This is a genomic window from Streptomyces cucumeris, assembly GCF_024295805.1.
Classification (GTDB): Bacteria; Actinomycetota; Actinomycetes; order Streptomycetales; family Streptomycetaceae; genus Streptomyces; species Streptomyces cucumeris.
The window spans coordinates 1-25,581 of record NZ_JANCLX010000053.1 but is presented as its reverse complement, the minus strand read 5'-3'; the positions used below and the strand labels follow the sequence as shown (position 1 = coordinate 25,581).

Below are 25,581 nucleotides of genomic sequence, written 5' to 3'. Positions count from 1 at the left end.
GAGCCAGCCCTAAGGAACTCACCATGCAACCCAAGCTGCCCTCCGCCCTGTGGACCCATCCCGACCAGGCATGGGCCAACGCCCACAAGTTCGTGGGACCGGCGGTGGCCGGGCGGACGCCCCGCAGCCGCCCCGGGGAGTACCCCCGTCTCGGGCTCGCCATGCGCTTCGAGGTACGGGTGGACGAGCTGGACCTCGGGGCGTGGTCGAGCTGCCGCGGTCTCCAGGTGCAGTTCCTCTCGAAGGAGGTGAACGAGGGGGGCCAGTACTTCCACGGCCATCTGCTGCCGGACCGCGTCACATTCTCCGCCGTCACCCTCGAACGGGCCATGGCCCCGGACCAGTCGGACGCGGTCCACCACTGGCTCACCGATGTGGCGGCGCGGTGGACCGGACACGAATACGGGGACACCGCCGAATACCCCGGGCAGGACATCACGATCACCCTGCGGGACTATCGGGGGACACCCGTTCACACGTGGGTACTGCGCCAGGCGTTCCCCAAGGAGTGGTCGGGGCCGGAACTCAGCGCGCAGAGCAACGCCGTCGCGACGGAGCGGCTCTCCTTCGAGCACGCCGGATTCCTGGAGCAGTGGTGAGTCCCCTTTCCCCGCGGGGTTCGCTCCAGCGCGCGGTCAGCAAGGCGAGACTGTCCAGCGCGGCGGACCGGTCCCAGTTCATCGAACTCCAGTACAACCCCACCGAGATCAGCATCTCGCACAACGCCGAGGGCATCTCCGACCCCATCGGAGGCGAGAAGAAGCAGGGGTTCAGCGGGGCCCTGCAGAGCGTCTATTCGCTGGGTTCCTCACGCCTCATCCTCTCCCTCCTCACCTTCGCCGGCCGGGAATGCGGTGAGGTGGTGGAGAAGCTCCTCGCATGGGTGGAGCCGCTGTCGAAGGACACCTCCGGCGCTCCGGACGGGACCGTCGGCGCGGGTGAGCACGAACGCCTCACCTTCGAGTGGGGCAACTCCACCGCGGGGTTCAACTACGCGGTGCAGCTGATGCGTTTCGACTGTACGTACACCCGTTTCACCGGCGACGGGATCCCCATCCGGGCGGAGGTCCGCAACCTCACCATGCACATCCTCGGCAAGAGTCCCCACTCCCCCGGCGTCCCGCTCCCGGTCGCGACCACGCGTCCGGGCGGCGCCGGAAGCCCCCGGCCCGCGTCCGGACGTACGGTGGCGAACACACCGGGTCCGGCTCCCGGCACCGCCCGCGGTCCCGCTTCCGGCGGCCGCGCCGACGACCGCGCCGGAGGCCGTCCACCGCTGACGGTGGCCACGCCCGAGGGGAGCCGGGGCGCGGCGGCGGAGGACCCCCTTCGCAGGATGACCGCGGGGCTCAACAGACCGGTGGGAGGCTCCTGGTGACCACCCCGGTCAGTATGCCCCGGACCCGGGCGGTGCTGCGGGTGGGAGGTTCCGCCCCCCGGCCGCTCGCCGATGAACTGCAACAGCGCGTCCTGCGCATGGTCGTGGACAGCCGTCTCCATATGCCCACCATGATCGAGGTGACGTTCCGCGACGACGACGGCGATCTGCTCACCCGCGCGGGCATCACCTTCGGCACCACCATCGAGGTGTGGACCCACGACCCGGACGGCGCACCGCCCGTCCTCGTCGGCTCGGGCGAGGTCACCGCGCTCGAGGGCGACTACTACGATCTCGCGCTCGTCACCGTGGTCCGTGGCTATGACCCCAGCCACCGCCTGCAGCGCGGCTCACGGGTGCGCACCTTCCTCAACACGACGGACGCGGACGCCGCCCGCCGGATCGCGCGGGAGGCCGGGCTCACCATCGGCCGAATCGAACCGTCCCGCATCACCCACACCCATCTCGGCCAGCCGAACCAGACGGACTGGGACTTCCTCAGCTGGCGGTGCCGGGAGATCGGCTACCGGTTCGGAGTCGACGAGGACGGTTTCTACTTCCGGCCCGCCGCCCAGGAGACGGGCACCCCGGTGCCCCTGACCCTCCAGGAGAACCTGCGGACCTTCCGCCCCCGTGTGACCGCGGGCAATCTCTCACCCGAAGTGGAGCTGCGGGTGTGGGATCCGCTGGAGGCCAGAGCCGTGTCCGTGCGGACACCGACCGGGGGAACGGCCGATGGGCCGACCAACGCCCTGGGCGCGACGGTGGCATCGGTCATCGCCCCGTTCCGCGGCACCGGAACACCGTCGGCCCCCAGGACCGGCGCCGATCCGACGCTGGGACCGGCGCCGACCGCCACCGGGCGGATCGTCACCCACTGCGCCCCGGCGGCCGGGGCCGCCATCGAACCCGCGGCCCACGAGGCCCTGACGGGCACCACCCGCCGCGTGGCCGGAAGTCTCGCCGAGGCCCAGGCGACCGCCTGGGGTGATCCTCGGCTGCGCGCGGGCGCGGCGGTACGGGTGGAGGGGCCGCCCGAACCCTTCGCCGGAACGTGGACGGTGGTGGCCGCGCGGCATGTCTTCGACCCCTCGGAGGGCGGCTACCGCACCCGGCTCCAGCTCGGGAACGGCGAGGACCGCACCCTTCTGGGGCTGGCCGGTGCCACGGCACCCACCGGCGCACCACGGATGAACGGCCTGGTGTGCGGGGTGGTGACGGATGTCAACGACCCCACCGGAAAAGGCCGGGTCAAGGCCGTCCTCCCCTGGCTGGCCCCGGACCATGAAACCGACTGGGCACCGGTCGTCCAGGTGGCGGGGGGCCGGCGCGCGGGCGGGCTCATGCTCCCGGAGGTCGGGGATCAGGTGCTCCTCGGGTTCGAACTCGGCGATCCACGCCGTCCGTACGTGGTCGGCGGTGTGCTCAGCAACTCCAGCGCCTACGCCCTGGGCGGTCCCGCCGTCGAGGCCACCGGCCGCAGCGCCGAGGTGGTGCGACGGGGCATCGTCTCCCCGTCGGGGAACATGCTCGCCTTCCACGACCGGATACCACCCGCGGCCGGTCAGCCGCCGACCGCCTCCGCCATCGTGCTGGGTACGAAGGATGCGCGTCTCGGGCTCGCCATCGACCAGGTGGCGGGCACGGTGACCCTCACGTGCAGGCCCCAGCCACCGGACAGCAAGGGGGCGGGACGCCTGCACATCGACTGCGGGGACGGCGGCGCGGTGGACATCACCGCGGGTACCGGGGGCCGGGTCTCCATCGACGGCGGATCCTCGCTCAGTCTGCGTGCGCAGTCATCGATCACTCTGGAGAGCTCCGGCACCGTCGCCATCAAGGGCGCGAAGATCGAGCTCAATTGAGCTGGCCAGGAGGGTAGTTCATGGAAGACTTCATCGGCACGGGGTGGGCCTTCCCCCCGGGGGTGGGCGGTAACGGCGCCGTGCGGACCCGCTCCGGACACGCCCTCATCGAGCAGTCCATGCGGCTGATCCTCACGACCTACCCCGGCGAACGGCCCATGCGGCCGCACTTCGGTTCACGTTTGCGGGACTTCGTCTTCGCGGGCACCGACCCGGACACCCTCGACGAGATCAGCCGGGAGGTCTCCGCCTCGCTGACCGCCTGGGAGCCGCGCGCCGCCGTGTCGGAGGTCCAGGTGCATCGGGACCCGGACACTCCGACGCTGGTCAACATCGTGATCACCTACGCGGCCCGGGAGTCCGACGACCCCCGGAACATGGTCTTCCCCTTCTACACCGTGCCGGATGACACCGGTGCGGCCGATCAGCAAGGAGCGCAGTGACCGTGCTGCCCACCCCCGACCTCGACGACCGGCGCTTCCAGGATCTCGTCGACGAAGCGAAACGGCTGATCAGGCGTCGCTGCCCGGAGTGGACGGACCACAACCTCTCCGATCCGGGTATCACCCTCATCGAAGCCTTCGCGCTGATGACGGACCAGATGCTGCACCGTCTCAACCAGGTGCCCGACCGGCTCTACGCCAAGTTCCTCGATCTCATCGGACTGCGGATGCTGCCACCGGCCGCCGCGCGGGTACCCGTCACCTTCTGGTCCACCACCCCGGTCACGGAGGCGCCGCTGGTGGTCCACGAAGGCACCCGGGTCGCGACGGTACGGACCGAGGCCGAGGAGGCGATCGGCTTCCGCACGGACCACGAGGTGACCCTGGTACCGACCCAGCTCGTACGGGTACTGACGTTCCGCCCGGACCACGACGGACACCTGGAACACGACTACGGAAAACACGGGCTGCGCGATCCCTTCCCGGCGTTCGGGGAGTACCCGCGAGCCGGTGACGGCCTCGTGCTCGGACTGGACGGCGCGGTGCCGCACTGCGCCGTACGGCTGGACTTCGACGGCCGTATCGACGGAGTCGGCGTGGACCCCGACGACCCACCGCTCGTCTGGGAGGCGTGGACCGGGGCGGAGTGGTCCGCATGTGAGGTGTCCCTGGACGAGACCGGTGGCCTCAACCGGTCCGGCCACGTCGTCGTCCACGTTCCCGGTGGGCACACCTCCTCAGTCCTCGGTGGGCACATGGCCGGATGGCTCCGGGCGCGTGTGCTCGATCCGCGGGACGACCTGCCCGGCTACAGCTCCAGCCCCATCGTGCACGGACTGACCGTGGCGACGGTCGGCGCCACGGTCCGTGCCGCCCATGTCGAGGAGGTGGACGAGGAGGATCTCGAGGAGGCCGAGGGCGTGCCCGGCCAGCGATTCGCCCTGCGGCACGGTCCGGTCCTGGCACCCGGTGGACCACCTGTGCTGGAAACCCTGGCCCCGGGCGGTGACACCGCGTGGGAGGTGTGGACGCGGGTGGACGACTTCTCGGCCAGCGGCCCCGATGACCGCCACTTCATCCTGGACGCGGTGGCCGGAGAGGTCCGGCTCGGGCCCGCGGTGCGCCAACCCGACGGTTCGCTACGCCGGTTCGGCGGGGTTCCGGCGGCGGGAGCCGCGGTGCGCGTCCGGGGGCTCGCCGTGGGAGGCGGGGCACGCGGGAACGTGGCCGCGGGCGCGGTGCGTTCCCTGATGTCGTCCATCCCCTTCATCAGCGGGGTCGAGAACCGGAGGCCGGCACAGGGCGGTGTGGACGGCGAGACGCTCGCCGAAGCCGTCGCACGGGGGCCGCTGCTGCTGCGCAGCAGCAACCGCGCGGTCACCGCGGAGGACTTCGAGACCATCGCCCGGCAGGCGGCTCCCGAGCTGGCGCGCGCCCGCTGTCTGCCGATGGAGGAACCGGGCAGTGTCCAGGTGCTGGTCGTCCCCGCGGCCCCGCCCGGCGAGCGGGTACGCCTGGAACACCTTGTCCCCGCCCAGGACACCCTGGACCGCGTGGCGGCGCGGCTCGACGAGGTCCGCCTCGTGGGCACCCGCATCATGATCGAACCACCGCTGTACCGGGGCGTCACGGTGGTCGCCAGGATCACCGCGCATCGCCGGGCCACGGCCGAGCGGGTGCGGGAGGACGCCGAGAAGGCCCTGTACCGCTTTCTGGACCCGCTGACCGGCGGGCCCCACGGCGACGGGTGGCCCTTCGGCCGACCGGTGCAGGTGGGTGAGATATTCGCCCTGCTGCAACGTGTCGACGGCGCCGATCTGGTCGACGACGTCCGCCTGTTCGCCGCCAACCCCGTCACCGGGGAGCGCGGACAGGAAAGCCGGCGTATCGACCTCTCCCGCCACAGCCTCGTCGTGTCCTACGACCACCACCTCAAGGTGGAGGAGGCGCGATGAGGACCGCGGTCCCCGGCCTGGGCAGCCCCTACTCCCTGGCCCAGCTTTTGCCCGCCGTCTACCAGGACGACGACTTCACCCTCCGCCTCACCGCGGGCTGGGACGAGGTCATCGCCCCCGTCATCAGCACGCTCGACTGTCTGGACGCCTATCTCGATCCCTGGCTGACGCCACCGGACTTCCTGCGCTGGCTCGCCGACCGGATGGGGACCCAGCTCGATGAGAACTGGCCCGAGTGGCGGCAGCGAGCGGCGACCGCGCACGCGGTGTCGGGCCACCGAACGCGGGGCACGGTCGACGGTGTCCGCGAGCGGATCGCCCTGGCCACGGGCGGAACGGTGGAACTGGTGGACAGCGGAGGTGTGTTCACATCCGCGGCCCCGGAGACACCGATCCCCACCGGGCTGCCGCCCGTCACCCTGATCCGCGTCATGGTGCCCGCGGGGCGCGAGGTCGATCCGGCCGCGTTGGAAGAAGTCATCCGTGAGTTCCTGCCCGCCCATGTCCCGTACCGCTCGGAGGTGGTGACCAAGTGATCATGTGCCGTCGCTGTCGCGGCCGGAACCAGGACGCCGATGATTTCTGCGGTTCCTGCGGTGCGTTCCTGGAGTGGTCCGGTGAACGTGTCGAGCCGGAGGTACGCCGCGAGGAGAACCCGCCGGAGCCGGAGCCCGACCCGCCGCAGCGCAGAACGCCATGGTTCCTCCGCGTCCAGCAGGCCGCGGCCCAGGCGCTCACGCCGACGGCCACGCGGGGCCCGGTACAGGTGCCGACGGGTCTGGGCGGCCTCGGAGCCAGACCGGGCGGGCTGCAACCTCCGGGCCTGGGCACTCCGCCGCCACTGGGCGGAGCGCGCCCACCCGGCCTCGGCACCCCGCCGCCCTTGGGCGGAGCACGCCCGCCGGGGCTGGGTACCCCGCCACCACTGGGCGGCACACGGTCACCCGGCCTCGGCACACCACCGGGCGGCACACGCCCACCAGGGCTGGGCTCGCCACCACCACTCGGCGGAGCACGCCCACCGGGCCTCGGCACACCGCCACCACTCGGCGGCACACGGCCGCTGGGGCTCCCTACGCCGCCACCACTCGGCGGAACGCGCCCCCCGGGCCCCGGCGCACCGGCAACTCCACCGGGAGGAGGACAACCTCGTGGCCTCGGTACGCCACCACCCCCACTGGGCACCCCACGCCCTCCGGGTCCCGGCACAGCACCAACCCCACCGGACGGTACATCGCGACCCCTCGGGCTCGGCACGCCACCGCCACTGGGCGGCACACGGCCACCGGGCCCCGGTACGCCACCATGGGGAGGGGCACCATCAGCGGGCCTCGGCACAGCGCCCACCGCGCCCACCTCCACAGGGGGACCGCCGCTCCCCGGCTCACCGTCCTCCTCGGTACGCGGAGACGACAGCGACGTGGCGGGCCGGGGACCGGTGCCCTCTGGTCAGATGTCCGACGACGACCCCGAACAGACCATCAGCATTCCCCTTCCGGTGCCCCCTCCTCCGGCGCCCGCCCCGGCGCGGGCGCGTGACGCCGCGCTTGTCGCGCCCGTGGCGCCACGCCGTCCGGCGGACGACGAGCCGGACGACGAGGACGTGGACGAGGTCCTCCCCCAGACGCCCCCGCACCGGCGGCGTCAGCGGGACCGCCGCACACCGCGCACCAACCCGCTGCGCCCCGGGGATCTGATCTGCGGCGACTGCGGACAGGGAAACAGACCCACCCGCAGGTTCTGCGCACGCTGTGGCACGGATCTCGACGAGGCGGAGGTCGCCAGGCTCCCCTGGTGGCGCAGATTGCGTTTCCGGCGTGGCCCCCGCGTCGTACCACTGGGCACGGGATCGGGGCAGGCGTCGGGCGACACCGCGCCCAACGACCGCTGGCGGACGGCCTTCGACAAGATCAAGATAGTCGGGGGGCTGCTGTTCTGCCTGTCCTGCGTCGTGTACGCGAGCTATCCGCCGTACCGCAACGCGGTCAACTCGGAGGTGCAGGGGGTACGGGACAAGGCGAAGGGGTTCCTGGAGTCGCGATACTCGCCGGTCCGGCCGGAGAAGGCGACGTCGAAGACCTCGGTGAAGGGCCACGGGGCGGACAAGCTCCTGGACCAGTACAGCAACTCCTACTGGCTGGCGCCGTTCGAGGCCGAGGGGCAGGACGCCCAACGGGCCACGGCGAAGCTGGAGTTCGACCGGCTGGTCAGCCTCGATCAGCTGATCGTCACCTCGGGTGCGGCGGACGCGCTCACCGAGCACGGGCGCCCCCGCATCCTGCTCCTGACCTTCACCAATGGGAAGACATCCGTGATCACGCTGGAGGACACGGCCAAGCCGCAGAAGTTCTCGCTGAAGGGCGCCACCGGCATCAAGGGCATCAAGGTGTCCGTGGGCGACACGTTCCCTGCCAAGAAGAACGACGACGTGGCCATCGCGGAACTCGAATGGTTCTCGCTGCTTTCCTGACCCCGCCCCGACCGCCGGAGGAGGACCGCGGATGACACCGCACGTCGCCGCTTCCCCATCGTGCAGATCCTCGCGCCCGGATGACCGGCCGGTGGGCTCTGCGCCGTACATCGCCGGAGGAACAGGCTGAGGACGTGGGAGCCATCGTTTTGCTGCTGGAAGACAACGTCACCGCGATCCCGGGCGAGGAGAGCAGGCAGACCGTCCAGATCGTCAACACCGGCTCGGTCGTCGACCACTTCCGGCTGGACATCGTCGGCGACGCCAAGGACTGGATCTCGGTCGAGCCCACCGAAGCCAATGTCTTCCCGGACCAGTGCGTCGCGGCCGAGATCGTGTTCAAGCCCGCCAAGTCCACGGCACTGGCCGCCGGTGAGGCCCGTTTCGCCCTGCGCGTCATGTCCAGCGAGGACATCGAGGGATCCGTGGTGGAAGAGGCCACCGTCGCGGTGGGCGCTTTCACGGACTTCGCCGTCACACTGCGCCCCGGCACCGGACGCGGCCGGTTCTCCGGGCGGTACCACGTGGTGGTGGACAACCACGGGAACGCGCCGCTCGCGGCACGTCTGTTCGCGTCGGACCCGGACGCCGCCCTGCGGAAGGCGTTCAAGCACGATGAGGTGGAGGTGGCCCGCGGCAAGGGCGTCGTGGTGCCCCTTCGGGTCAGACCGAGGCGGCTGCTGTGGCGCGGGGCCGACGTCAGCCTGCCGTTCCAGGTCCTCGTCGTGGGTGGCGAGGACGACCAGGAGCGGACCGCGGAGGGCACACTCGTCAAGGCCGCGGTGGTCTCGGCCGGGGCCTCGGCATTCGTACTGGCACTGGCGGCCGCCATCATGGCGTTCATGGCCCTGTGGTTCCTCGTTCTACAACCGACGGTCGAGAGCGAGGCCCGCAAACAGGCCAACGATCCCTCCGGGCAGGAGCCCGGAGGCGGGGGCGGCTCGCCGGGCGCCGGCGGCGGCAAGGGGCCGAAAGGCGGCACGACGGGCGGAGCGTCGGAGGCACCGAGTGGCGGGGGTGCCGGGGGCGGTGGTTCACCGCACCCGGATGAACCACCGCCCCCGGACGGCGGGAAGGGCGGGGAGCAGGGCGACACGGGCGGCAAGAGCGGCGGGGGCGGGGAGAATCCACCGGAGGGCGAGTCCGGCGGGTCCGGCGGGGCGGACGGCGGCGGGTCCCGGGCCGCCGGTTTCCGGATCGAGGCCGACGCCACGGCGTCCGAGGATTTCAACACCGCGGCGCGGTACACGGTGCCGGACGGCACCACGATGTACATCAGTGACATCTTCTTCGAGAACACCGCCGGAGACACCGGTATCGTGCGCCTCCAGCGCGATGACGACGTACTGATGCAGCTGGGTCTGGACTCCTACCGCGATCTGGACCGCCACTTCAACAAGCCGCTCGAGTTCAAGGCCGGTGAGAACGTGGTACTCGCCGTGCGCTGCAACGTCCCCGGTGGACAGGGCACAGATGCGGGCTCCTCGTGCACACCCGCCGCCTTCTTCTCCGGGCGGGCCGCGATACGGAAGCCGTGACCACACAACTCATCCACGGCACAACGGACCCACGACACGACGCGCACATGGAAAGGAGCGCCCGTCATGGCGCAAGCACCCGCCGCGGCCATGGGAGACCGGATCGTGGGGGTGGACACCCACACCGTGCTGGTCCCGTCCCCGGGTGGTCCGGTGGAAACACCCATGCCGTTCCCGTTCTCCGGCACGCTCGCGGACGGCTGCTGTCAGACGGTTCTGATCGGCGGCAGACCCGCCGCGACGGTGGGCTCCACCGCCTGCAACACCCCTCCGCATATCCCCCCGATCGGCACCTTCAAGGCCCCTCCGCAGAACAAGGGCAGTGTCTCCCGGGGGAGTTCGACCGTGTTCATCGGCGGCAAGGCCGCGGCCAGGAGCGGTGACCCGGCCACGACGTGCAATGACCCGGCGGTGCAACACACCGCGTCCGTGGTGGCGGCATCCCGTGTGTTCATCGGCTCGTGACGGCCGGGGCTCTCCGTACGCGGTACGCCTGGGGCGAGATGTCCATCACGGCCTTGAACTGTCTGCTGAACAGGAAGGAGTCGGGGTAGCCGTAGATCATGGCCACCTTGGTGACGGACATGTCCGTCTCATCGAGCAGTCTGGCGGCGTGCTGGACACGTCGGCGGATTATCCACTCCCGGGGCGGCATTCCGAAGGTCTTCCGGAAGACCCGGGTGAAGTAGTCGGGCGAGAGCCCCGCCACCCGGGCGAGGTCGGCGACACGGAAGCGTTTCGCGATGTTGACGTCCACGTACTGCTCGACCGCCCGCCGCGCCTGGGCGCTCATCAGACCGGCGACGGTGTCACGTTCGGCCCCGCGGAAGAGCGACGTGAAGATCACGAGGAGCAGACCCGTCATCCGCTCGTCCTGATGCGGAAGGGTGGAGCCGAGTTCGGTGGCGAGCAGGTCGAAGACCCCTCTGAGATCCCAGACATCGTGCACCTGCATCAAGGGGCCCAGACTGGCGTCGGCTTCCGCGTCCGCGGTCAAGTGAAAGCGATACATCACCGTACGCCGGTTCAACGGTGTCGAGAGCGTGAACGGGGTGCCCGGTCTGATCCATGAAACGCTGCCCGCGCCCAGGGTGAACTGCTCGTATCCGGCTGCCCCCACGCAGTGGCCACTGACCACGAAGCACACTAAATGCTCAGCGATTCCGAGCGGTTGATCAAGGTGCCAGCCGGCGGCTGTTTCATGGTGCCCGTAACCGCTGGGAGTTCGAACGGCCCGACTCGCCGTGAGGTTCTGCAGCCATGCCCGTCTGGACTGGTCAGTTTCATACGCCATGATCATTGCATTATTCACTATCGATCGTGACAGAGACGCCAAGTGTTCCCTGGATCGCACATATCTGGCTCAACTGACCGACCTCACTCATGAGAACGGACGAAGACCGCGCGGCGCACGCCTTCGCGACCCGCATGGCGGGATGCCTCGGTTATACGAGGATGCGCCCGCACCATGTTCGCAGCCACTCAGAGTGCGATGAAACGCTGCGCCCGGGGTGGTGGTTTGACTAGGCTCACACTTTTCTCTCCACGTATACCGGACCGGACCCGGCGTTCCTGGTGAGTCGATTTCCTGATGCCCTGCCGGGCAGGGCCGCCGGTGTCATGGATCAGCTCAACACCAGGGTAATTCCCTAGGCGCCATGAGGGTCGACACTCAACAGCCCACCGTGGCAAGGTGAGCGCGACCCACACCGCTCAGTGACCATTATGGTCTCTCACCCCATGCCCCAAGGGCCGGGCGAAGAGGCCCTTTTTGCGTATCATCGGTAACCTACTTGTTCACAAAGACTTTTGACATCGCACGCTGAATGCGCGCCCTGTTTCTCTGGTGTCTCGAATTTGTCAACGATGCGCTCGCCCCCCGTCGACCGGCCGGGCGCCGGCCCCTGGCGAGGCGCGCCCCGCCCGAGGGCGGCCCTCGGTGTACCGCATGGCCAGCAAGCATCGCAGAACGAGGAGTGGATAGCGTGTCTCAACCCGACGGGGCCGACGGGTTGCCTTCCGCGGAGTTGCCTCCCGCGGAGGGGATCGAACCAGGGACATCCGAGACGGAGGCGGATCCGGCAAACATCTCGTACGCCTCCCTCCCGGATGTCGAGCTCACACCGCTGATGCGCTCCGCGGGCCGCGCCTCGGAGTACGCCACCGCCGAGTTCCAGGGGCGTCACCTGGACGCGGTGCGGGCGTACGCCCGGATCTGCTGCCGCGACGCGCAGGCCGCCGAGCGGCTCACCGACGCGGTGTTCAGCCGCGCCGGACAGGACATCGACACCCAGCCGCGCCGCAGGGAGGCATGGCGGCACCACCTGCTGTTGCTGGTGCACCGGACCGCCACCGCCTGGACCGCCACCGACCGGTACTCCGATGTGGCCCTGGGGTTCGCCGCCTCATGCGGTGACACCGGTGGGAACACGCCGGGCGGCCCCGGTGACACACCGTCGTTCGAAGAGGGATCGCTGCTGCTCAGCAGTTTCCGCACACTGCCGGAGCGCACCCAGGCCGTCCTGTGGCACTCACTGGTGGAGGGCGACGCGGACACGCGCACCGCCCGGCTGCTGGGCCTGGAGCCGCAGAGCGTCCTCCTGCTGCGGCAGAAGGCCCTGGGACAGTGCCGCGAGGTCTATCTGCACACCCATGTCGCCCATGCCCACCTGGCGCCGGGCGGCCCCGTACCGGCGATGGGCGACGAGTGCTGGCGCTTCAGCGGTCTGCTGGAGGCCGAGGCCCGCCGCTCCGGAGCCCATCGGAGCAGGGACCTCGTCAGCCATCTGACCGGCTGCTCCCGGTGCCGCCACGTCCTGCGTGAACTGGCGGGCCTGAAGGAGCATCCGGCCGTCGTCCTCGCGGAGGGACTGCTGCCGTGGGGCGGAGCCGCGTATCTCGCCACACGTCATCCCCGCCACGCCCTCGCCGACCCCGGGGAACCCGGCACCCGAGGGCTCCACAGCCCCGGCGGATCGGCCGGCGGCGCCACTCAGCTCGTCAGTACCGTCGTCGCCGCCGCTGCCTCGGCACGGTGGCGGGTGGGGAGCACCTGGCGGACCTCCGGCCGACGGGCCAGGGCCACGGCGACACTGGCCGCCGCGATCGCCGTCGTGGCCGTGGCCACGATGACCGTCCTCGCGCTGCCACCGGTGCGCCACGCCGCCAAGACCAAGGAGGAGGCCGCGCCCACGATCCCGCCCTCGCTGGACACCTCGCCCCCGCTCGCGCCCGCGTCCCCCTCGCCGAGCCCGTCCGCCTCCTCCTCGGCCCCTCACTCCCCCGGCGCCGAGAAGCATCGCAAGCGCACGTCTCCCAAGCCGAAGCCGTCCCCGAAGCCGAAGCCGTCGTCGGACGGTGGCGGGGACACCTCACCGCCGGCCAAGAACGGACCGGCCTTCACCCAGGTGGTCAACGGCAAGAACGGGCTGTGCCTCGGGGCGCGGGACGGCCGTCTGGCGGCAGGAGCCGACATCACCGTGCAGACCTGCACCGATACCGCCGTTCAAGGGTGGTACATGAGCGCGGACCACCTGATCCGCAGCTCCGCGGACCCGGCGTTCTGCATGGACTCCCGCAATGACACCGACACCGGAGTCGGTGTCTGGCCATGCAGCGAGGCCGATGACCGGATGTCCGACAGGCTGCGCTTCCAGACGGGCGGCGACGGTTCGATCCATCCCTTCATCGATGTGGAGGACTCGGCCGTGACACCGCTGGGCGACTCCGCCGGGGAAGGGGTCATCTTCGACTGGTCCCGTGGCTACGCCAACCAGCATTGGTGCGTCCGTGGCCCAGGGGGTCTCGGAAACCTGCCGAAGTGCTAGCCACCCTCGATGCCGGGGCGCGGGAAGCGCCGGTGCGCGCTCCCCGCGATATCCGACAGCGGAACGGAACGCTCCCGATCCCGTAAGGTCGGCGGATGGCGAAGTACTTCGACGTGCACCCCGAGAACCCCCAACAGCGCACCATCGACAACGTGGCCGACCGGCTCCGCTCCGGTGCGCTCATTGCCTACCCCACCGACTCCTGCTTCGCGCTGGGATGTCAACTGGGCAGTCGTGAGGGCATCGACCGGATCCGGTCGATCCGCAATCTTGACGATCGCCACCACTTCACCCTGGTATGCCAGAGCTTCGCCCAGCTCGGCCAGTTCGTCCACATCGACAAGGACGTGTTCCGCGCGGTCAAGGCGGCGACGCCCGGCAGCTACACCTTCATCCTCCCGGCCACCAAGGAGGTGCCGCGGCAGCTGCTGCACCCGAAGAAGAAGACCGTCGGGGTCCGGATCCCCGACCATGTGGTCACCCAGTCCCTGCTCACCGCCCTCGGCGAACCCCTGCTCTCCAGCACCCTGCTCCTCCCCGACGAGGAGGAGCCGCTGACCCAGGGATGGGAGATCAAGGAGCGCCTGGACCACGTGGTGGACGTCGTGCTCGACTCCGGTGACTGCGGCACCGAGCCGACCACGGTCATCGACTTCTCCGGCGACGGAGCCGAGATCGTACGCCGAGGGGCGGGCGACACGTCGCGGTTCGAATAGAACACCGGCAGGCCACCCGGAGACGGTGAGGCCGCCGGGGTAGAGCTGAAACGCGCGGTCGGCGCGTGCCCGGTGCCGGGCCGCGCCCGTCGCTCCTGCGTGCGGCGCAGGGGCGCCTCCGCCGCGCGGGTGAGCCGGTCCCTCCATGCGACGGATGCGCAAGTCCGGGGGCGGGTGCGAACGTGGCGGAGCACCCCGCGGAACCCCCACCGGGTCGGCGGCCGCACACGGTCGCCCCATCGCTCCCGGTCCGGACGAGTGGACGAGGAGAACCGGCCATGACGGCGCGCACGATCCTGACCCGGTTGCACGGCCGGACGGTGCCGGGCGTGCCCCGCTGGGCGGTGTGGACCGCCTACGCCATCACCCTGCTCGCGCTGCCCTCGTGCGTGTGGCGGATCGCGGCCGTCAACTTCGGTGCGCCGCTGCTGGAACACGACGCGACCGCCCCGGCCGGTCCGCAGACGTTCGACGGGGAGTGGTGGTACCTCATCGGGCTGAGCGTGGTCAGCGAGGCACTGGCGTTCCTGGCGGTCGGGCTGGTCGCCCCATGGGGTGAGATGTGGCCGCGGTGGATCCCCGGACTGGGCGGGCGTCGGGTGCCGGTCCTGGCGGCCGCCATTCCGGCCGGGCTCGGCTCGGTGGTGCTGCTGGTCTTCCCCTACGCGATGGTGATGTCCGCCTTCGGTCTGAAGATCACGGGCGAGCCGGACGATCTGGCCGTGCACGGCTGGCAGGTCGCCGCCTTCTGGTTCGCGTACGCGCCCCTGGCCGCCTGGGGCCCGCTGCTCGGCATCCTGACGGTGCACTACTACCGGCGACGCCGCTGCGCCGGGCACGCCGTCGGGGGCCGGGAAGACCGGGTCGGCACAAGGCGATCCGTGCGGGACGTTTCACGAGCGGAGACCCGGAAACCCGGTGCCGTGACAACGGAGAAAGGAGTCACTGATGAGCACCGTGCGGGAGTCCGTCGAGGTTGAGGTTCCGCTGCACACGGCCTACAACCAGTGGACCCAGTTCACCGAGTTCCCGCGGTTCATGGAAGGCGTGGATCAGGTGACCCAGGTCGACGACCGGCACAACCACTGGTCGACCTCCATCGCCGGTGTGCGCCGCGAGTTCGACACCGAGATCGTCGACCAACTCCCCGACGAGCGCATCGCCTGGCGCACGACCTCGGGTGATGTACGGCAGCAGGGCCTGGTGACCTTCAAGCGGCTGGACGAGAGCCACACGGAGGTCAATCTGGCGCTGGTCTTCGAGCCGACCGGAGTGGCCGAGAAGGCCGCGGACATGACCGGTGTGCTCGACCGGAGGATCAAGGGCGATCTGCACCGCTTCAAGGACTTCATCGAACGCCGGGGGCAGGAGGATGGGGCCTGGCGGGGCCGTATCGGCCCCGCCTGATCCTGGACCGCCCCACGGAGGGACGACCCCGTCCGCCGTACCCGTTCAGTCGGAGGTACGCGGACGGGGTCGAAGCGTTCCACAGCCGCCTCATCGGGGCGGCGCACCTACCGGGATGGCTGGCGCGCCATATCGGGGCGATCGCGCAACTCGCCCTGATGTCGGATCAGTTCGCCAAAGGCGCCGTGTGCTCGGCCACCCGGCACGGCCACTGGAGGGGCGGCGGAGGCGGCTGGCTCCTGGGAGAAGGCCACCGGAGGTATGCGATGCTGCCCCGCATGTCTTCTGAGGGAACGACGGCCCATCCGGTGAACACTCCCCCGCATTCCCGCGACCGTCGTCTGCGCGCCTGGGGGCTCGCCCTGCTGTCCGTCGCGGGAGTGCTGTGGATCTGGGCCGCGGTGCTGCTCCTGACGCCGTACCACGTCACGGTGGTGTCCGTCGTCGGGGGCGGCGACAGGAAGTGCGAGGCACCGCTGTTCGCCGAGGTCGACGAGGCCGCGATGGCGAAGAAGGGCACGGCGCTGGTCACCGCGTGCGCGGCGGAGCGGCGCTGGCCCACGGCTGTGGCGGTGATCGGGGCCTCGGTGCCGGTCTCCGTCTTCGGCGCGGTCCTCTACACCACGGGTGCGCTGGGCCGTCGGCTGAGCGACCCGGCGGGGCCCACCCGTGCCTCCGCCCGGCAACTGCCCGATCCGACCGCTCAAGGAGGACAGCACCACTGAGGCGGCGATGGTGCCGCCGACGCTCGCATCCGGCCGCCGGAAGCGGCCCGGCGTCACCGTACCGGCGGCACCGGGTAGTTGCACCGCCTCGGTCGCGCGGGCGAGCTCGCCGGGCCGTGCACCGGTGCGGGGCCTAGACTTCCGGTATGGAACAGACCTGGCTGGAGAAGCTCGGTACCGGTAAGTACCTGCTCGTCACCAGCTACCGCAAGGACGGCTCGACCGTCGCCACTCCGGTCTGGGTGGTGTCCGACGGGGCGGCGCTGGGTGTGTGGACGGCCACGGACTCGTGGAAGGTCAAGCGGATCCGCAACCGTGGCGAGGTACTGGTCGGCCCATGCGATGTGCGGGGCAACCCCACGGGCGAGCAGCGCCCGGCCACCGCCGAGATCTGCGACGCGGCCACCACCGAGCGGTACCGCGCGCTGGTGGCCCGCAAGTACGGCCTCCTCGGGCGGCTCACCCTCCTGGGCAGCCGACTGCGGCGCGGCAAGGCGGGCACCATCGGCATCCGGATCACGACGGCCCCGTGACACGGCGCCCCTGGGGATCGCCGGACCGACCGGGGCCGAGCCCGGCTGGAGTTCCCGGAGACGCCGCCGGGTGGCCGAAGCCCCGGCGGCGGTCGGGCGCCGATGGTGCGGGCGGGTCAGATGCGGGCAGCGGGTTCGGTCACACCGGTGCGCACGCCGCCATGGTCACGTCGGCTCCCGTCGGCACCGGCGGCCTGGCCGCCATCGCGGTGGTCGCTGTCGGCGGCACCGATCGTCTCAGCGTCAGCCCTGCCACCGTCCGACGGGCGTCGCCCGTCCGTGCCCCCGTCGGCACCGTCCTGGAGGGTCTGGCCGCGCAGCAGGAACCACGCCCCCACCGCCGTGGCGAGCAGGACCACCGCGCCCACACCGCAGGCGATCCGCAGCCCGGCCACGAACGAGTCCTGTGCCGAGGCGAGGAGTCCGGCGGCGAGGTCCGACGGCAGGTGGGCGGCCGACTCGGCCGCGCCGCCCAGCGACTCATGGGCGGCCGCCGCCGTGTCCGCCGGGACGCCCGCGGGCGTCTCGAAGCCGCGGTAGACACCGGTGACCATCGAACCGAGCAGAGCGATACCGAGTGCCGCACCCAGTTCGTAGGCCGTCTCGGAGACGGCGGACGCGGCGCCCGCCTGCTCCTTGGGGACGCTGGAGAGGATCACATCGGCGGTGACGGTGAACGAGAAGCCCGCTCCGACGCCGACGACCAGCAGCACCCCGCCGAGCACGGGGAAGCCGGTGTGGGCGTTCAGGAAGACCAGTACGGCGAGCGAGAGCCCGATGGCCGCCAGACCTCCGGACACGATCGCGCGGACGGAGTAGCGCCGGGCGGCCGCACCGGCCACCAGCCCCGCGGCCACGGCACCGATGGCCGCGGGCAGTTCGGCGAGTCCCGCCTCGAGCGGTGTCCGTCCCTGGACGAGTTGCAGGAACTGCGACAGGAAGAAGACCAGCCCGGACAGGCCCAGGATGGTGAGCAGGTCGGCCAGGACCGCGCCGGAGAAGCCACGGTGCTTGAACAGCCGCATGTCCAACAGCGGTTTCGGAAGCGTCAGTTGGCGCCGGACGAACGCCAGCAGCGCGAGGACGCCGATCAGGCCCGCCACGATCGCCGCCGCGCCGGTGGCATGTGTGGCCAGCTCCTTGACGCAGTAGACGACACCGATCATGCCGACCAGGGAGAAACCGACGCTGAGCAGGTCCCAAGGGCCGGGGTCGGGGTTCTTGGACTCCGGCAGCAGTTTCACACCGACGAGGACGAGCACGGCCATCACGGGCAGGTTGATGAGGAACACCGAACCCCACCAGAAGTGCTCCAGCAGGAATCCACCGACGATCGGCCCGACCGCCGCACCCGCGGACGCCGCGGCACCCCAGATGCCGATGGCGACACTGCGTTCCCTCGGATCGGGGAAGAGGTTGCGGATGAGGGCGAGGGTGGACGGCATCAGCGTGGCACCCGCGACACCGAGCAGCGCACGGGCCGCGATCAGCATCTCGGGTGACGTGGCGTACGCGGCGAGCAGCGACAGCCCGCCGAATGCGGTGGCGCCGGTGAGCAGCAGCTTCTTACGGCCGATGCGGTCGCCGAGACTGCCCATGGACACCAGCAGGCCCGCGATGACGAACGAGTAGACATCGCCTATCCACAGCAACTGGTTGCCGGTCGGCTCCAGGTCCTCGCTGAGGTACGGCGTCGCCAGACCGAGGACCGTCGCGTCGACGGCCACCAGCAGCACGGCGAGGATGAGCACCGACAGGGCGAGCCAGCGTCCCGGAGCCCCCGCGGCCGCGCCGGGCCGCGGGGCCCGGTGCGGGCCGGTCAGGCGCTCTGGGGTCTTGCCAGTCACTTCTCCACACTCCGAATCATTCCTCCGAGCAGTAGCTCGGAGACCATGTGACCCGCGTCCTTGGACGCGATCCTGCCTTCCTGGGCACTCCAGGCCGAGGCCGCGATCAGGGCGTACAACGCCTCGGTCAGCCAGGCCGGTGTCAGGTCGAGCCGGAACAGTCCCTGCTCCTGGCCCCGCCGGAACAACGCGCCCACGTGTTCGTCGATGCGCTCCCAGCCCTCGTCCATCGCCTCGGACTCGTAGAGCTGGTTCTCGCCGTAGAGGAACGCGAGGAAGCCCGACACCGGCAGCGCCTCGGTGACCAGGCGCCGCACCGCGTCGACCGGATCCCCCTCGTCGATCCGAGCGGCCGCGAGCCGCTCCTCGACGAGCTGGATACCGAGCACACCGAGCGCCTGGACGAGCGCGTCCCGCCCGGCGAAGTGCCGGTGCAGGGTGGCGCGGCTGATCCCGGCGGACTTGGCGATCTCATCCATGGACGCCGTGGCCTTACGGGCGAGCAGCTCGGCGGCGGCGCGCAGAACGTGTTCACGATCAACGGACATGAGACAAGAGTAACGCATGTGAGACAGAGATGTCTCATACGATACGTACGTGATTCATCGCGGGCTGTCGGACTACGTATGCGGTGCGGGTACGCACGGAGCAGGTAGTGCTCCGCGTATTTCCACGCTGCTCCCCCTCGCGGAGCACCGGGAGAGTGATGGGGCCTGCCGGTCGCACGGAGGACCGGGGTGACGTGGCAGACCACGTAAGCGCCTATCGATCTGCGGGGAATCGTTCTTGTGATGCTGGGGTCTTGGTGGCGCCCATGGGATCGGCAGCCCGCACGAGGTTGCACTCCAGGCGTTCCAGGGTGCGCAGGACCGCGACGCGCTCATCGTCGGAGAGGTCCGCGGCCACCAGCTCCTCGAGCCGGCCCCAGCTCCGCTCGACCTCGCGGCGCAGGGCATGACCGGCGGCGGTGGATTCGATGAGTGACACGCGCCCGTCGGTGGCTGAGGGACGGCGGCTGACGAAGCCGGCCCGCTCCAGACGCCGGACGGTGCGGGTCATGGTGGCGGCATCGGAGTCCATCAGCCGCACCAGGTCCGCCTGCCGCTGCACACCGAGCTCCCACAGCTGCATCATGACGAGCTCCTGGCCCGGATGGAGACCGATACGGCGCAGCAACCGGCCCGCGAACATACGGTGCAGACGGGCCAGCCGGAAGATCGCGTGGCCGATCGGACCACCGTCGGCCGCGGTCGGCACCGGGACGGTGGCCTCCTGCCCCGGTTCCATGAAACACCGCCCGGCCCCCGGCGTGGACTGCGCCATCTCCTCCTCGCTTTCCTGCCCGGACAACATAACCCTCCTTCGCAACCATGCGCCCTCATGGAGCCTGCCGGAGCCCAGCCACGGCAAGGCCAGATGGCGGATGTGGCGTGCTTCACAGCAGACCTCGGGAATGATCGCAGGGGATTTACCTGTTCAGACAAGTGATTTACTTGTTCGGACAGGCATCAGCCGCCGCGGCGGCGGATCGCCCTGAGCCGCGAAACGTCACTCATCCCGAGGAAGAAGGCCATGACCACTGCTTTTGATCCGATCGTCCTGGGCGACAAGCACCTGACCAGCCGTATCGCGATGGCTCCGATGACCCGCAGCCGTGCGTACGGCCCCGGCGCCGAGCCGACGGAGCTGATGGCCACGTACTACGCGCAGCGTGCCGACGCCGGGCTGATCGTCACCGAGGGCATCCAGCCCTCGACCGTCGGCCAGGGCTACCCCGACACCCCCGGCCTGCACACGCCCGGCCAGGTCCGGGCATGGCGGACGGTGACCGACGCCGTGCACCGCGAGGGAGGGGTGATCTTCGCTCAGCTCATGCACACCGGCCGGATCGGTCACCCCAGCCTGCTGCCCGACGGCCTGACACCGGTCGCGCCGTCGGCGGTGGCCGCCCAGGGCAAGGTGTACACCCACCAGGGTCCGCAGGACTTCATCACGCCGCAGGAGCTGACCGAGGAGGAGATCCGGCAGACCGTCGGCGACTTCGCGAGCGCGGCGCGCAACGCCATCGAGGCCGGCTTCGACGGTGTGGAGATCCACGGCGCCAACGGCTACCTGGTCCACCAGTTCCTCGCGGACAACACCAACCAGCGCACCGACGGCTGGGGCGGCTCCACCGAGGGCCGGATCCGCTTCGCCGCCGAGGTCGTCACGGCCGTGGCCGAAGCCATCGGCGGCCACCGGGTGGGCCTGCGGATCTCGCCCGGGAACATCTTCAACGACATCACCGAGGACAACCCGGCTGAGGTCTACGGGGCGTTGCTGGACCGGCTCGCCGCTCTGGACCTTGCCTATCTGCACCTGATGGAGGGCCCGGACACCTCCCTGACCGCACGGCTGCGCAAGGCCTGGCCGGGCACGTTCGTCCTCAACCCGTTCACCTACCCGGACGCCACCGGCGTCGACGCGCTGAAGCTGGTGGAGGACGGCAGCGCGGACATGGTGGCCTACGGGGCGCTGTTCCTCGCCAACCCCGACCTGCCCCGGCGCCTGGCTGCCGGCGGTCCGTTCAACACCGCGGACAAGGCCACCTTCTACGGCGGCGACCACCGCGGATACACCGACTACCCGACCCTCACCGCCTGACCGGCGAGCCCGTCAACGCGGCCCCTACCTGGGAGGTTCTGATGTCCACCGCAATCGCCTTCTCCGAGTACGGCGCGCCCGAGGTGCTCCGGCTGTCGGAGGTCACCCCGCCGGAGCCCGGACCGGGTCAGGTCCGGATCCGAGTGCGAGCCGCCTCGGTGAATCCACTCGACATAAAGATCCGCTCCGGCCTGATGGCCGCCGCCATCCCGGCCCGCTTTCCCGTGGTCCCCGGCCTGGACGCGGCCGGTGTCGTCGACGCCGTCGGTGCGGGAGCCGAGGCCGCCGTGGGCGATGAGGTCCTCGGTGCCACGGCCGGCGGCAGCTACGGCGAACACGCCCTGCTGGAACGGCCTGTCGCCAAGCCCGCGGCACTGTCATGGGAGGTCGCCGCATCGCTGGTGACGGTCGGCCGGACCGCGTCCCGCGTCCTCGCCCAGCTGGGTGTGCGCGAGGGGCGGACCCTGCTCGTCCACGGCGCCGCCGGCAGCGTGGGCTTCCTCGCCGTGCAACTGGCGGTCGCCCGCGGCATCACCGTCATCGGCACGGTCGGTGAGCACGACGTCGAGCGCGTCACGGCGCTCGGAGCCACCGCCGTCCGCTACGGCGACGGCTGGGCACAGCGGGTGAAGGCCGTGGCGCCCCAGGGAGTCGACTTCGTCCTCGACGCCTCCGGCGCCGGTGTCCTTGCCGACTCCGTCGCCCTGACCGGCGACAGCGCACATGTCATCACCATCGCCGACATGTCCGCCGCACAGCACGGTGTCCGCTTCAGCTCCGGCGGCGCCGACCAGGCCGGGGAATCCCTGTCGGAGCTGGTGCGGATGGCCGCCGACGGCAGGCTCACGCTGCCGATCTGGCGCACCTACCCCTTGGCGGAAGCGGCGCGCGCCCACAGGGATCTGGAAGCGCGTCGCAACAGGGGCAAGGTCGTCCTGCTGCCCTGACCCCCGATACCGCCGCCTCGCGTCACAGACACCGACGAGGCGGCCACCCGGGCCGCGGCCGGCGCCCCCCGAGCCGGCTGCGGCCCGGCCTCCACGAGCCGAACCGCCACGAGCGAAGGACCCATGAGCCGATGGCAGCCCGCACCACCCTCGCGCCGCTCACGGCCGACGCGGACATCACCGCCGCGTTCGAGGTCCTCGGCCTGAAGTGGAACGGCATCATCCTCCACACCCTCGCCACCCGGCCCGCCCGCTTCGGCGAACTGCACACCGCCATCGGGCACATCAGCACCAAGATGCTCGCCGACCGGCTCCGCGAACTCCTCGACGCCGGGCTCGTCACCCACGACCGGCTCCCGCCCGGACCCGCCACCTACACACTCACCCCCGACGGCCGGGCCCTGCTGCCCGCACTGGAGTGGATCCGCTCCTGGTCGCGGCGCAGAAGAACCACATGACCACGCTCGAAGAAGGGAACTCATCATGTCCGCACGTCCCCTGCCCGAGGCGACCTTCGCCCGCACCGTCCTGGGCTCCGGCCCGGGGCTCGCGCTGGCCCATGGCGCCGGGAGCAGCGTGACCGGAACCTACGGTCCGATCCTCCAGGGCCTGGCGGCCCGCCACACCGTCGTCGGCATCGACTACCCCGGCAGCGGCGACACCCCCCGCGCCACCACCCCCCTGGAGCTGGACGACCTCGCCGACCAGCTGATCGCCGCCGCCGTGGCCGAGGGCCTGGACACCTTCGCCCTGTCCGGCTACTCCCTCGGCGGCCCCGTCGCCATCCGCGCCGCCGCCCGCCACCCCGAGCGCGTCACCGCCCTCGTGCTGACCGCCACCTTCCCCCGCCGCGACAACCGCCAATCCCTCTCCCTGCCCATCTGGCGCAAGCTGGCCCAGTCCGGCGACCGCCAGATGCTGGCCGAGTACCTGACGATGATGGCCCTGGGTGCCGACGCGCTGGAGGCGATGCCGGACGAACAGGTCCAGCAGGCCATCGGATTCACCGCCGCCAGCATCGCCGAGGGCACCCCCGAACACGCGGGTCTGGTACCCCGCATCGATGTCCGCGACGACCTCCCGCACATCACGGTGCCCACACTGGTCATCTCCACCACCCAGGACTGGTTCACCTCCACCCGCCAGCACCACCAGCTCGCCGACACCATCCCGGGCGCCGAGCTGGTGGAGATCCCCACCGGCCACCTGCCCATGGTGGAACGCCCCGAGGAATGGCAGAAGCTCATCACCGACTTCCTCGGCCGGCACAGCGCCTGAGACGCACCGCCGGCGGGGGTCACATCGATGATGATGTGGCCCCCGCCGGTGGCGACAGGAACATCTCGTGGTGTGCGCCCGGCATGGCCGCCCGCCCATACGAGGGGGAAGTCATCGACACGTCCGGCCGGCACGATGGATCAGACCCGCAGTACCGGACGGCCCGGCTGCTGCACGACCGGGACGGCCCGCTGGAGGAGGTCGCCGGTCATCTGCTCGACGCCGAGCCCGGCGGGCGGCACTGGGTGGTCGGCGCGCTGCGCGCCGCAGCGCGACTGGCCACGGCACGCGGCGACTCCGAGCGGGCCGTGGCCTATTTGCGGCGCGCGCTGCGCGAACCTCCTTCGTCCGGACAGGAGGTCCTGCTGGCCGAACTCGGCCGTGCCGAGGCACCGGCTCACCCGGCCGCCGCGGTCCGCCACTTGTCCGCGTCGCTGAACACGCTCACCACGGACTCGGCACGGCTGGAGGTGGTCCCCGTCCTGGCCGACGCCCTGGAGCGAGGCCAGCGCGGCTGCCAGGCGGCCGAACTCCTCGACCGTGAGGCCGGACTGCTGACCGCGAGCGACCGGCCATGTGGCGATGCCGTGTTCGGGCTGCGTCTGCAGCGTGTTCTGATCGGACTGGAGGATCCGGACCGGCGGTCGAGGACGGACGGGAGGCTGACCAGGCTGTCGACCGACGAGGACCGGATCCGCGAACGGGCCACCGCGGCCGTCCGGTCGGCGCTTGCGGTGGGCCGCCCCGCCGATGCCGCCACCGTGGCCGCGTACGCCCGTGACGCGCTGGACGGACCGCTGCCACAGGACGATGTCATCACCCGCGCGATCGCGCTGGGTGCCCTGGCCCTGGTGTGGTGCGACCGGTTGGAGGAGACAGCGCGGATCCTCGACCGCCTGTCGGAGCAGACGCGGTGGTGCGACGCCACCACCGCGCGGACACTGGTCTCGCTGGGCCGGTGCGAAGTGGCCTACCGGACCGGCCGCCTTCCCGCCGCCCTCGACGCGGGACACCGCTGGCTCGATCTGGCCTCGGTCTCCCGCGGAAACCCCATGGTCCCCCTCGCTCTCGCCGGTGTTCTGCGCGTGCTGGCGGAGACGGGACGGCATGAGGAGGCCGAGCCGCTGCTCGGCCTCGCCGAACCCGAGCGGTACGGAGACGTCTGGCAGTGGACGCATCTGCTGGAGGCACGCGCGCGCATGCGCCTGGCCGACGGCCGGTTCGCCGATGCCCTGGAGGATCTGCTGGAGTGCGGACGCCGCCAGATCGCCTGGCAGCGGGACAACCCCGCCATCCTTCCGTGGAGATCCCTCGCTGCCCTCGCCCAGCTCGCCCTGGGCCGTTCCGGTCAGGCCGCGCACCTGGCCCACCAGGAGCTGGAGCAGGCCCGGGACTGGGGCACCCCCCGTACCCTCGGCATCAGCCTGCGCACGGCCGCCGTGACCGTGCGCGGCCGACAGGGCCTGAAGCAGCTGGAAACATCCGTCGGCTTGCTGGAGGAAGCGGGAGCCACGCTCGAACTGGCCCGTTCACTGGTCGAGTACGGCACCTTGCGCTTCGAGGCCGGACACGCCCGGCTGGGCCGGGAGACGGCCCGTCGTGGGCTGGACCTCGCCCGGCAGTGCGGGGCCGTCCGCCTCGCCGATCTGGCCCGCGAGCGGTTGCGGGCGTTCGGCGCGCGGCCCCGGCGGGCGCACACGGCCGGGGCTTCGGCGTTGACCGACCGCGAACGCCGCGTCGCGGAGCTCGCGGCCCGCGGACTGACCAACCGGGAGATCGCCGACACCCTGTTCATCACGCAACGGACCGTGGAGAACCACTTGACCAGTGGATTCCGGAAACTCGGCATCACTGGCAGACGCGCGTTGGCGCCCTTGCTCGACGACGGACCGAAGTGATGGTGGCGCGCGGACGGGCAGTGGGCCGGTGCCCCGGAACACGGGACACCGGCCCACCGCCGCCTACCTACCGCGGCGCGTTGCCCACTACCCGGCCCGTCGCAGGCCCGC

Annotated in this window: 24 protein-coding genes; 20 read left to right on the top strand and 4 right to left on the bottom strand. The window is 70.9% G+C overall.

Annotated features, from left to right (window positions below; genetic code table 11):
* Positions 1 to 23: 23 nt before the first annotated feature.
* The 9 genes from NMK44_RS39795 to NMK44_RS39755 all read left to right on the top strand — a co-directional run bounded on the left by NMK44_RS39795 (position 24) and on the right by NMK44_RS39755 (position 10,114).
* On the top strand, positions 24 to 599 hold the full coding sequence (locus NMK44_RS39795) for a phage tail protein (RefSeq protein WP_254752704.1): 576 nt from the start codon (positions 24 to 26) through the stop codon (positions 597 to 599).
* A complete protein-coding gene (locus tag NMK44_RS39790) occupies positions 596 to 1,378 on the top strand; it encodes a hypothetical protein (RefSeq protein WP_254752741.1) in 783 nt (260 codons plus the stop codon). Before NMK44_RS39795 ends, NMK44_RS39790 begins: the two co-directional genes overlap by 4 nt.
* On the top strand, positions 1,375 to 3,243 hold the full coding sequence (locus NMK44_RS39785; RefSeq protein WP_254752739.1) for a VgrG-related protein: 1,869 nt from the start codon (positions 1,375 to 1,377) through the stop codon (positions 3,241 to 3,243). Before NMK44_RS39790 ends, NMK44_RS39785 begins: the two co-directional genes overlap by 4 nt.
* A gap of 20 nt (positions 3,244 to 3,263) precedes the next feature.
* Entirely contained in the window at positions 3,264 to 3,686 is a 423-nt protein-coding gene (locus NMK44_RS39780; protein ID WP_254752702.1) for a GPW/gp25 family protein, read from the top strand.
* Positions 3,683 to 5,641 carry a putative baseplate assembly protein gene (locus tag NMK44_RS39775; protein ID WP_254752700.1) on the top strand — a complete coding sequence of 653 codons (1,959 nt, stop codon included), beginning with the start codon at positions 3,683 to 3,685 and terminating at the stop codon, positions 5,639 to 5,641. Before NMK44_RS39780 ends, NMK44_RS39775 begins: the two co-directional genes overlap by 4 nt.
* The gene (locus tag NMK44_RS39770) at positions 5,638 to 6,177 is read left to right on the top strand and encodes a phage tail protein (RefSeq protein WP_254752698.1); all 540 of its coding nucleotides are present in this window, start codon (positions 5,638 to 5,640) and stop codon (positions 6,175 to 6,177) included. Before NMK44_RS39775 ends, NMK44_RS39770 begins: the two co-directional genes overlap by 4 nt.
* A gap of 917 nt (positions 6,178 to 7,094) precedes the next feature.
* Positions 7,095 to 8,111 carry an NADase-type glycan-binding domain-containing protein gene (locus tag NMK44_RS39765; RefSeq protein WP_254752696.1) on the top strand — a complete coding sequence of 339 codons (1,017 nt, stop codon included), beginning with the start codon at positions 7,095 to 7,097 and terminating at the stop codon, positions 8,109 to 8,111.
* Positions 8,112 to 8,245: 134 nt separating this feature from the next.
* The gene (locus NMK44_RS39760; protein ID WP_254752694.1) at positions 8,246 to 9,649 is read left to right on the top strand and encodes a COG1470 family protein; all 1,404 of its coding nucleotides are present in this window, start codon (positions 8,246 to 8,248) and stop codon (positions 9,647 to 9,649) included.
* 66 nt (positions 9,650 to 9,715) lie between these two features.
* Complete coding sequence (locus NMK44_RS39755) at positions 9,716 to 10,114, top strand: PAAR domain-containing protein (RefSeq protein ID WP_254752692.1); 399 nt, start codon at positions 9,716 to 9,718, stop codon at positions 10,112 to 10,114.
* Here NMK44_RS39755 and NMK44_RS39750 read toward each other — a convergent pair.
* The gene (locus tag NMK44_RS39750) at positions 10,101 to 10,943 is read right to left on the bottom strand and encodes a helix-turn-helix transcriptional regulator (RefSeq protein WP_254752690.1); all 843 of its coding nucleotides are present in this window, start codon (positions 10,941 to 10,943) and stop codon (positions 10,101 to 10,103) included. The two genes, NMK44_RS39755 and NMK44_RS39750, sit on opposite strands and share 14 nt — an antisense overlap.
* 691 nt (positions 10,944 to 11,634) lie before the next feature.
* Between NMK44_RS39750 and NMK44_RS42570 the strand changes: the two genes are divergently transcribed.
* The 6 genes from NMK44_RS42570 to NMK44_RS39720 all read left to right on the top strand — a co-directional run bounded on the left by NMK44_RS42570 (position 11,635) and on the right by NMK44_RS39720 (position 16,857).
* Entirely contained in the window at positions 11,635 to 13,476 is a 1,842-nt protein-coding gene (locus NMK44_RS42570; RefSeq protein WP_254752688.1) for a ricin-type beta-trefoil lectin domain protein, read from the top strand.
* A 95-nt stretch (positions 13,477 to 13,571) separates the two neighbouring features.
* Positions 13,572 to 14,192 carry an L-threonylcarbamoyladenylate synthase gene (locus NMK44_RS39740; protein ID WP_254752686.1) on the top strand — a complete coding sequence of 207 codons (621 nt, stop codon included), beginning with the start codon at positions 13,572 to 13,574 and terminating at the stop codon, positions 14,190 to 14,192.
* A 278-nt stretch (positions 14,193 to 14,470) separates the two neighbouring features.
* Positions 14,471 to 15,172 (top strand): hypothetical protein, encoded by a 702-nt coding sequence (locus NMK44_RS39735; RefSeq protein ID WP_254752684.1) that lies wholly within the window; start codon positions 14,471 to 14,473, stop codon positions 15,170 to 15,172.
* Positions 15,141 to 15,599 carry an SRPBCC family protein gene (locus NMK44_RS39730; RefSeq protein ID WP_254752682.1) on the top strand — a complete coding sequence of 153 codons (459 nt, stop codon included), beginning with the start codon at positions 15,141 to 15,143 and terminating at the stop codon, positions 15,597 to 15,599. Before NMK44_RS39735 ends, NMK44_RS39730 begins: the two co-directional genes overlap by 32 nt.
* A gap of 278 nt (positions 15,600 to 15,877) precedes the next feature.
* A complete protein-coding gene (locus tag NMK44_RS39725; protein ID WP_254752680.1) occupies positions 15,878 to 16,324 on the top strand; it encodes a hypothetical protein in 447 nt (148 codons plus the stop codon).
* A 146-nt stretch (positions 16,325 to 16,470) separates the two neighbouring features.
* Complete coding sequence (locus tag NMK44_RS39720) at positions 16,471 to 16,857, top strand: PPOX class F420-dependent oxidoreductase (protein WP_254752678.1); 387 nt, start codon at positions 16,471 to 16,473, stop codon at positions 16,855 to 16,857.
* Positions 16,858 to 16,973: 116 nt separating this feature from the next.
* Here NMK44_RS39720 and NMK44_RS39715 read toward each other — a convergent pair whose 3' ends face one another.
* From NMK44_RS39715 to NMK44_RS39705, 3 genes are all read right to left on the bottom strand, one after another.
* Positions 16,974 to 18,680 (bottom strand): MFS transporter, encoded by a 1,707-nt coding sequence (locus tag NMK44_RS39715; RefSeq protein WP_254752737.1) that lies wholly within the window; start codon positions 18,678 to 18,680, stop codon positions 16,974 to 16,976.
* A 20-nt stretch (positions 18,681 to 18,700) separates the two neighbouring features.
* Positions 18,701 to 19,252: a TetR/AcrR family transcriptional regulator gene (locus tag NMK44_RS39710; RefSeq protein ID WP_254752676.1), complete on the bottom strand. Its 552-nt coding sequence runs from the start codon at positions 19,250 to 19,252 to the stop codon at positions 18,701 to 18,703.
* A gap of 214 nt (positions 19,253 to 19,466) precedes the next feature.
* Positions 19,467 to 20,027 carry a MarR family winged helix-turn-helix transcriptional regulator gene (locus tag NMK44_RS39705; protein WP_254752735.1) on the bottom strand — a complete coding sequence of 187 codons (561 nt, stop codon included), beginning with the start codon at positions 20,025 to 20,027 and terminating at the stop codon, positions 19,467 to 19,469.
* Between the two features lie 249 nt (positions 20,028 to 20,276).
* Here NMK44_RS39705 and NMK44_RS39700 point away from each other — a divergent pair, with 249 nt between their 5' ends.
* From NMK44_RS39700 to NMK44_RS39680, 5 genes are all read left to right on the top strand, one after another.
* The gene (locus NMK44_RS39700) at positions 20,277 to 21,347 is read left to right on the top strand and encodes an alkene reductase (protein ID WP_254752674.1); all 1,071 of its coding nucleotides are present in this window, start codon (positions 20,277 to 20,279) and stop codon (positions 21,345 to 21,347) included.
* Between the two features lie 41 nt (positions 21,348 to 21,388).
* Positions 21,389 to 22,294 (top strand): NADP-dependent oxidoreductase, encoded by a 906-nt coding sequence (locus NMK44_RS39695; protein ID WP_254752672.1) that lies wholly within the window; start codon positions 21,389 to 21,391, stop codon positions 22,292 to 22,294.
* A gap of 131 nt (positions 22,295 to 22,425) precedes the next feature.
* Entirely contained in the window at positions 22,426 to 22,752 is a 327-nt protein-coding gene (locus tag NMK44_RS39690) for a winged helix-turn-helix transcriptional regulator (protein WP_254752670.1), read from the top strand.
* Positions 22,753 to 22,777: 25 nt separating this feature from the next.
* Entirely contained in the window at positions 22,778 to 23,572 is a 795-nt protein-coding gene (locus NMK44_RS39685; protein ID WP_254752668.1) for an alpha/beta fold hydrolase, read from the top strand.
* Positions 23,573 to 23,655: 83 nt separating this feature from the next.
* Complete coding sequence (locus tag NMK44_RS39680) at positions 23,656 to 25,470, top strand: LuxR family transcriptional regulator (protein ID WP_254752666.1); 1,815 nt, start codon at positions 23,656 to 23,658, stop codon at positions 25,468 to 25,470.
* The last annotated feature ends 111 nt before the right edge of the window (positions 25,471 to 25,581 follow it).

Excerpts from the sequence above, each read along its gene's own strand:
- NMK44_RS39795 (WP_254752704.1), top strand. The coding sequence starts at position 24 with ATGCAACCCAAGCTGCCCTCCGCCCTGTGGACCCATCCCGACCAGGCA.
- NMK44_RS39780 (WP_254752702.1), top strand. The coding sequence starts at position 3,264 with ATGGAAGACTTCATCGGCACGGGGTGGGCCTTCCCCCCGGGGGTGGGC.
- NMK44_RS39770 (WP_254752698.1), top strand. The coding sequence starts at position 5,638 with ATGAGGACCGCGGTCCCCGGCCTGGGCAGCCCCTACTCCCTGGCCCAG.
- NMK44_RS39765 (WP_254752696.1), top strand. The coding sequence starts at position 7,095 with ATGTCCGACGACGACCCCGAACAGACCATCAGCATTCCCCTTCCGGTG.
- NMK44_RS39755 (WP_254752692.1), top strand. The coding sequence starts at position 9,716 with ATGGCGCAAGCACCCGCCGCGGCCATGGGAGACCGGATCGTGGGGGTG.
- NMK44_RS39750 (WP_254752690.1), bottom strand. The coding sequence starts at position 10,943 with ATGGCGTATGAAACTGACCAGTCCAGACGGGCATGGCTGCAGAACCTC.
- NMK44_RS39740 (WP_254752686.1), top strand. The coding sequence starts at position 13,572 with ATGGCGAAGTACTTCGACGTGCACCCCGAGAACCCCCAACAGCGCACC.
- NMK44_RS39735 (WP_254752684.1), top strand. The coding sequence starts at position 14,471 with ATGACGGCGCGCACGATCCTGACCCGGTTGCACGGCCGGACGGTGCCG.
- NMK44_RS39730 (WP_254752682.1), top strand. The coding sequence starts at position 15,141 with ATGAGCACCGTGCGGGAGTCCGTCGAGGTTGAGGTTCCGCTGCACACG.
- NMK44_RS39725 (WP_254752680.1), top strand. The coding sequence starts at position 15,878 with ATGTCTTCTGAGGGAACGACGGCCCATCCGGTGAACACTCCCCCGCAT.
- NMK44_RS39720 (WP_254752678.1), top strand. The coding sequence starts at position 16,471 with ATGGAACAGACCTGGCTGGAGAAGCTCGGTACCGGTAAGTACCTGCTC.
- NMK44_RS39710 (WP_254752676.1), bottom strand. The coding sequence starts at position 19,252 with ATGTCCGTTGATCGTGAACACGTTCTGCGCGCCGCCGCCGAGCTGCTC.
- NMK44_RS39705 (WP_254752735.1), bottom strand. The coding sequence starts at position 20,027 with ATGGCGCAGTCCACGCCGGGGGCCGGGCGGTGTTTCATGGAACCGGGG.
- NMK44_RS39700 (WP_254752674.1), top strand. The coding sequence starts at position 20,277 with ATGACCACTGCTTTTGATCCGATCGTCCTGGGCGACAAGCACCTGACC.
- NMK44_RS39695 (WP_254752672.1), top strand. The coding sequence starts at position 21,389 with ATGTCCACCGCAATCGCCTTCTCCGAGTACGGCGCGCCCGAGGTGCTC.
- NMK44_RS39690 (WP_254752670.1), top strand. The coding sequence starts at position 22,426 with ATGGCAGCCCGCACCACCCTCGCGCCGCTCACGGCCGACGCGGACATC.
- NMK44_RS39685 (WP_254752668.1), top strand. The coding sequence starts at position 22,778 with ATGTCCGCACGTCCCCTGCCCGAGGCGACCTTCGCCCGCACCGTCCTG.
- NMK44_RS39680 (WP_254752666.1), top strand. The coding sequence starts at position 23,656 with ATGGCCGCCCGCCCATACGAGGGGGAAGTCATCGACACGTCCGGCCGG.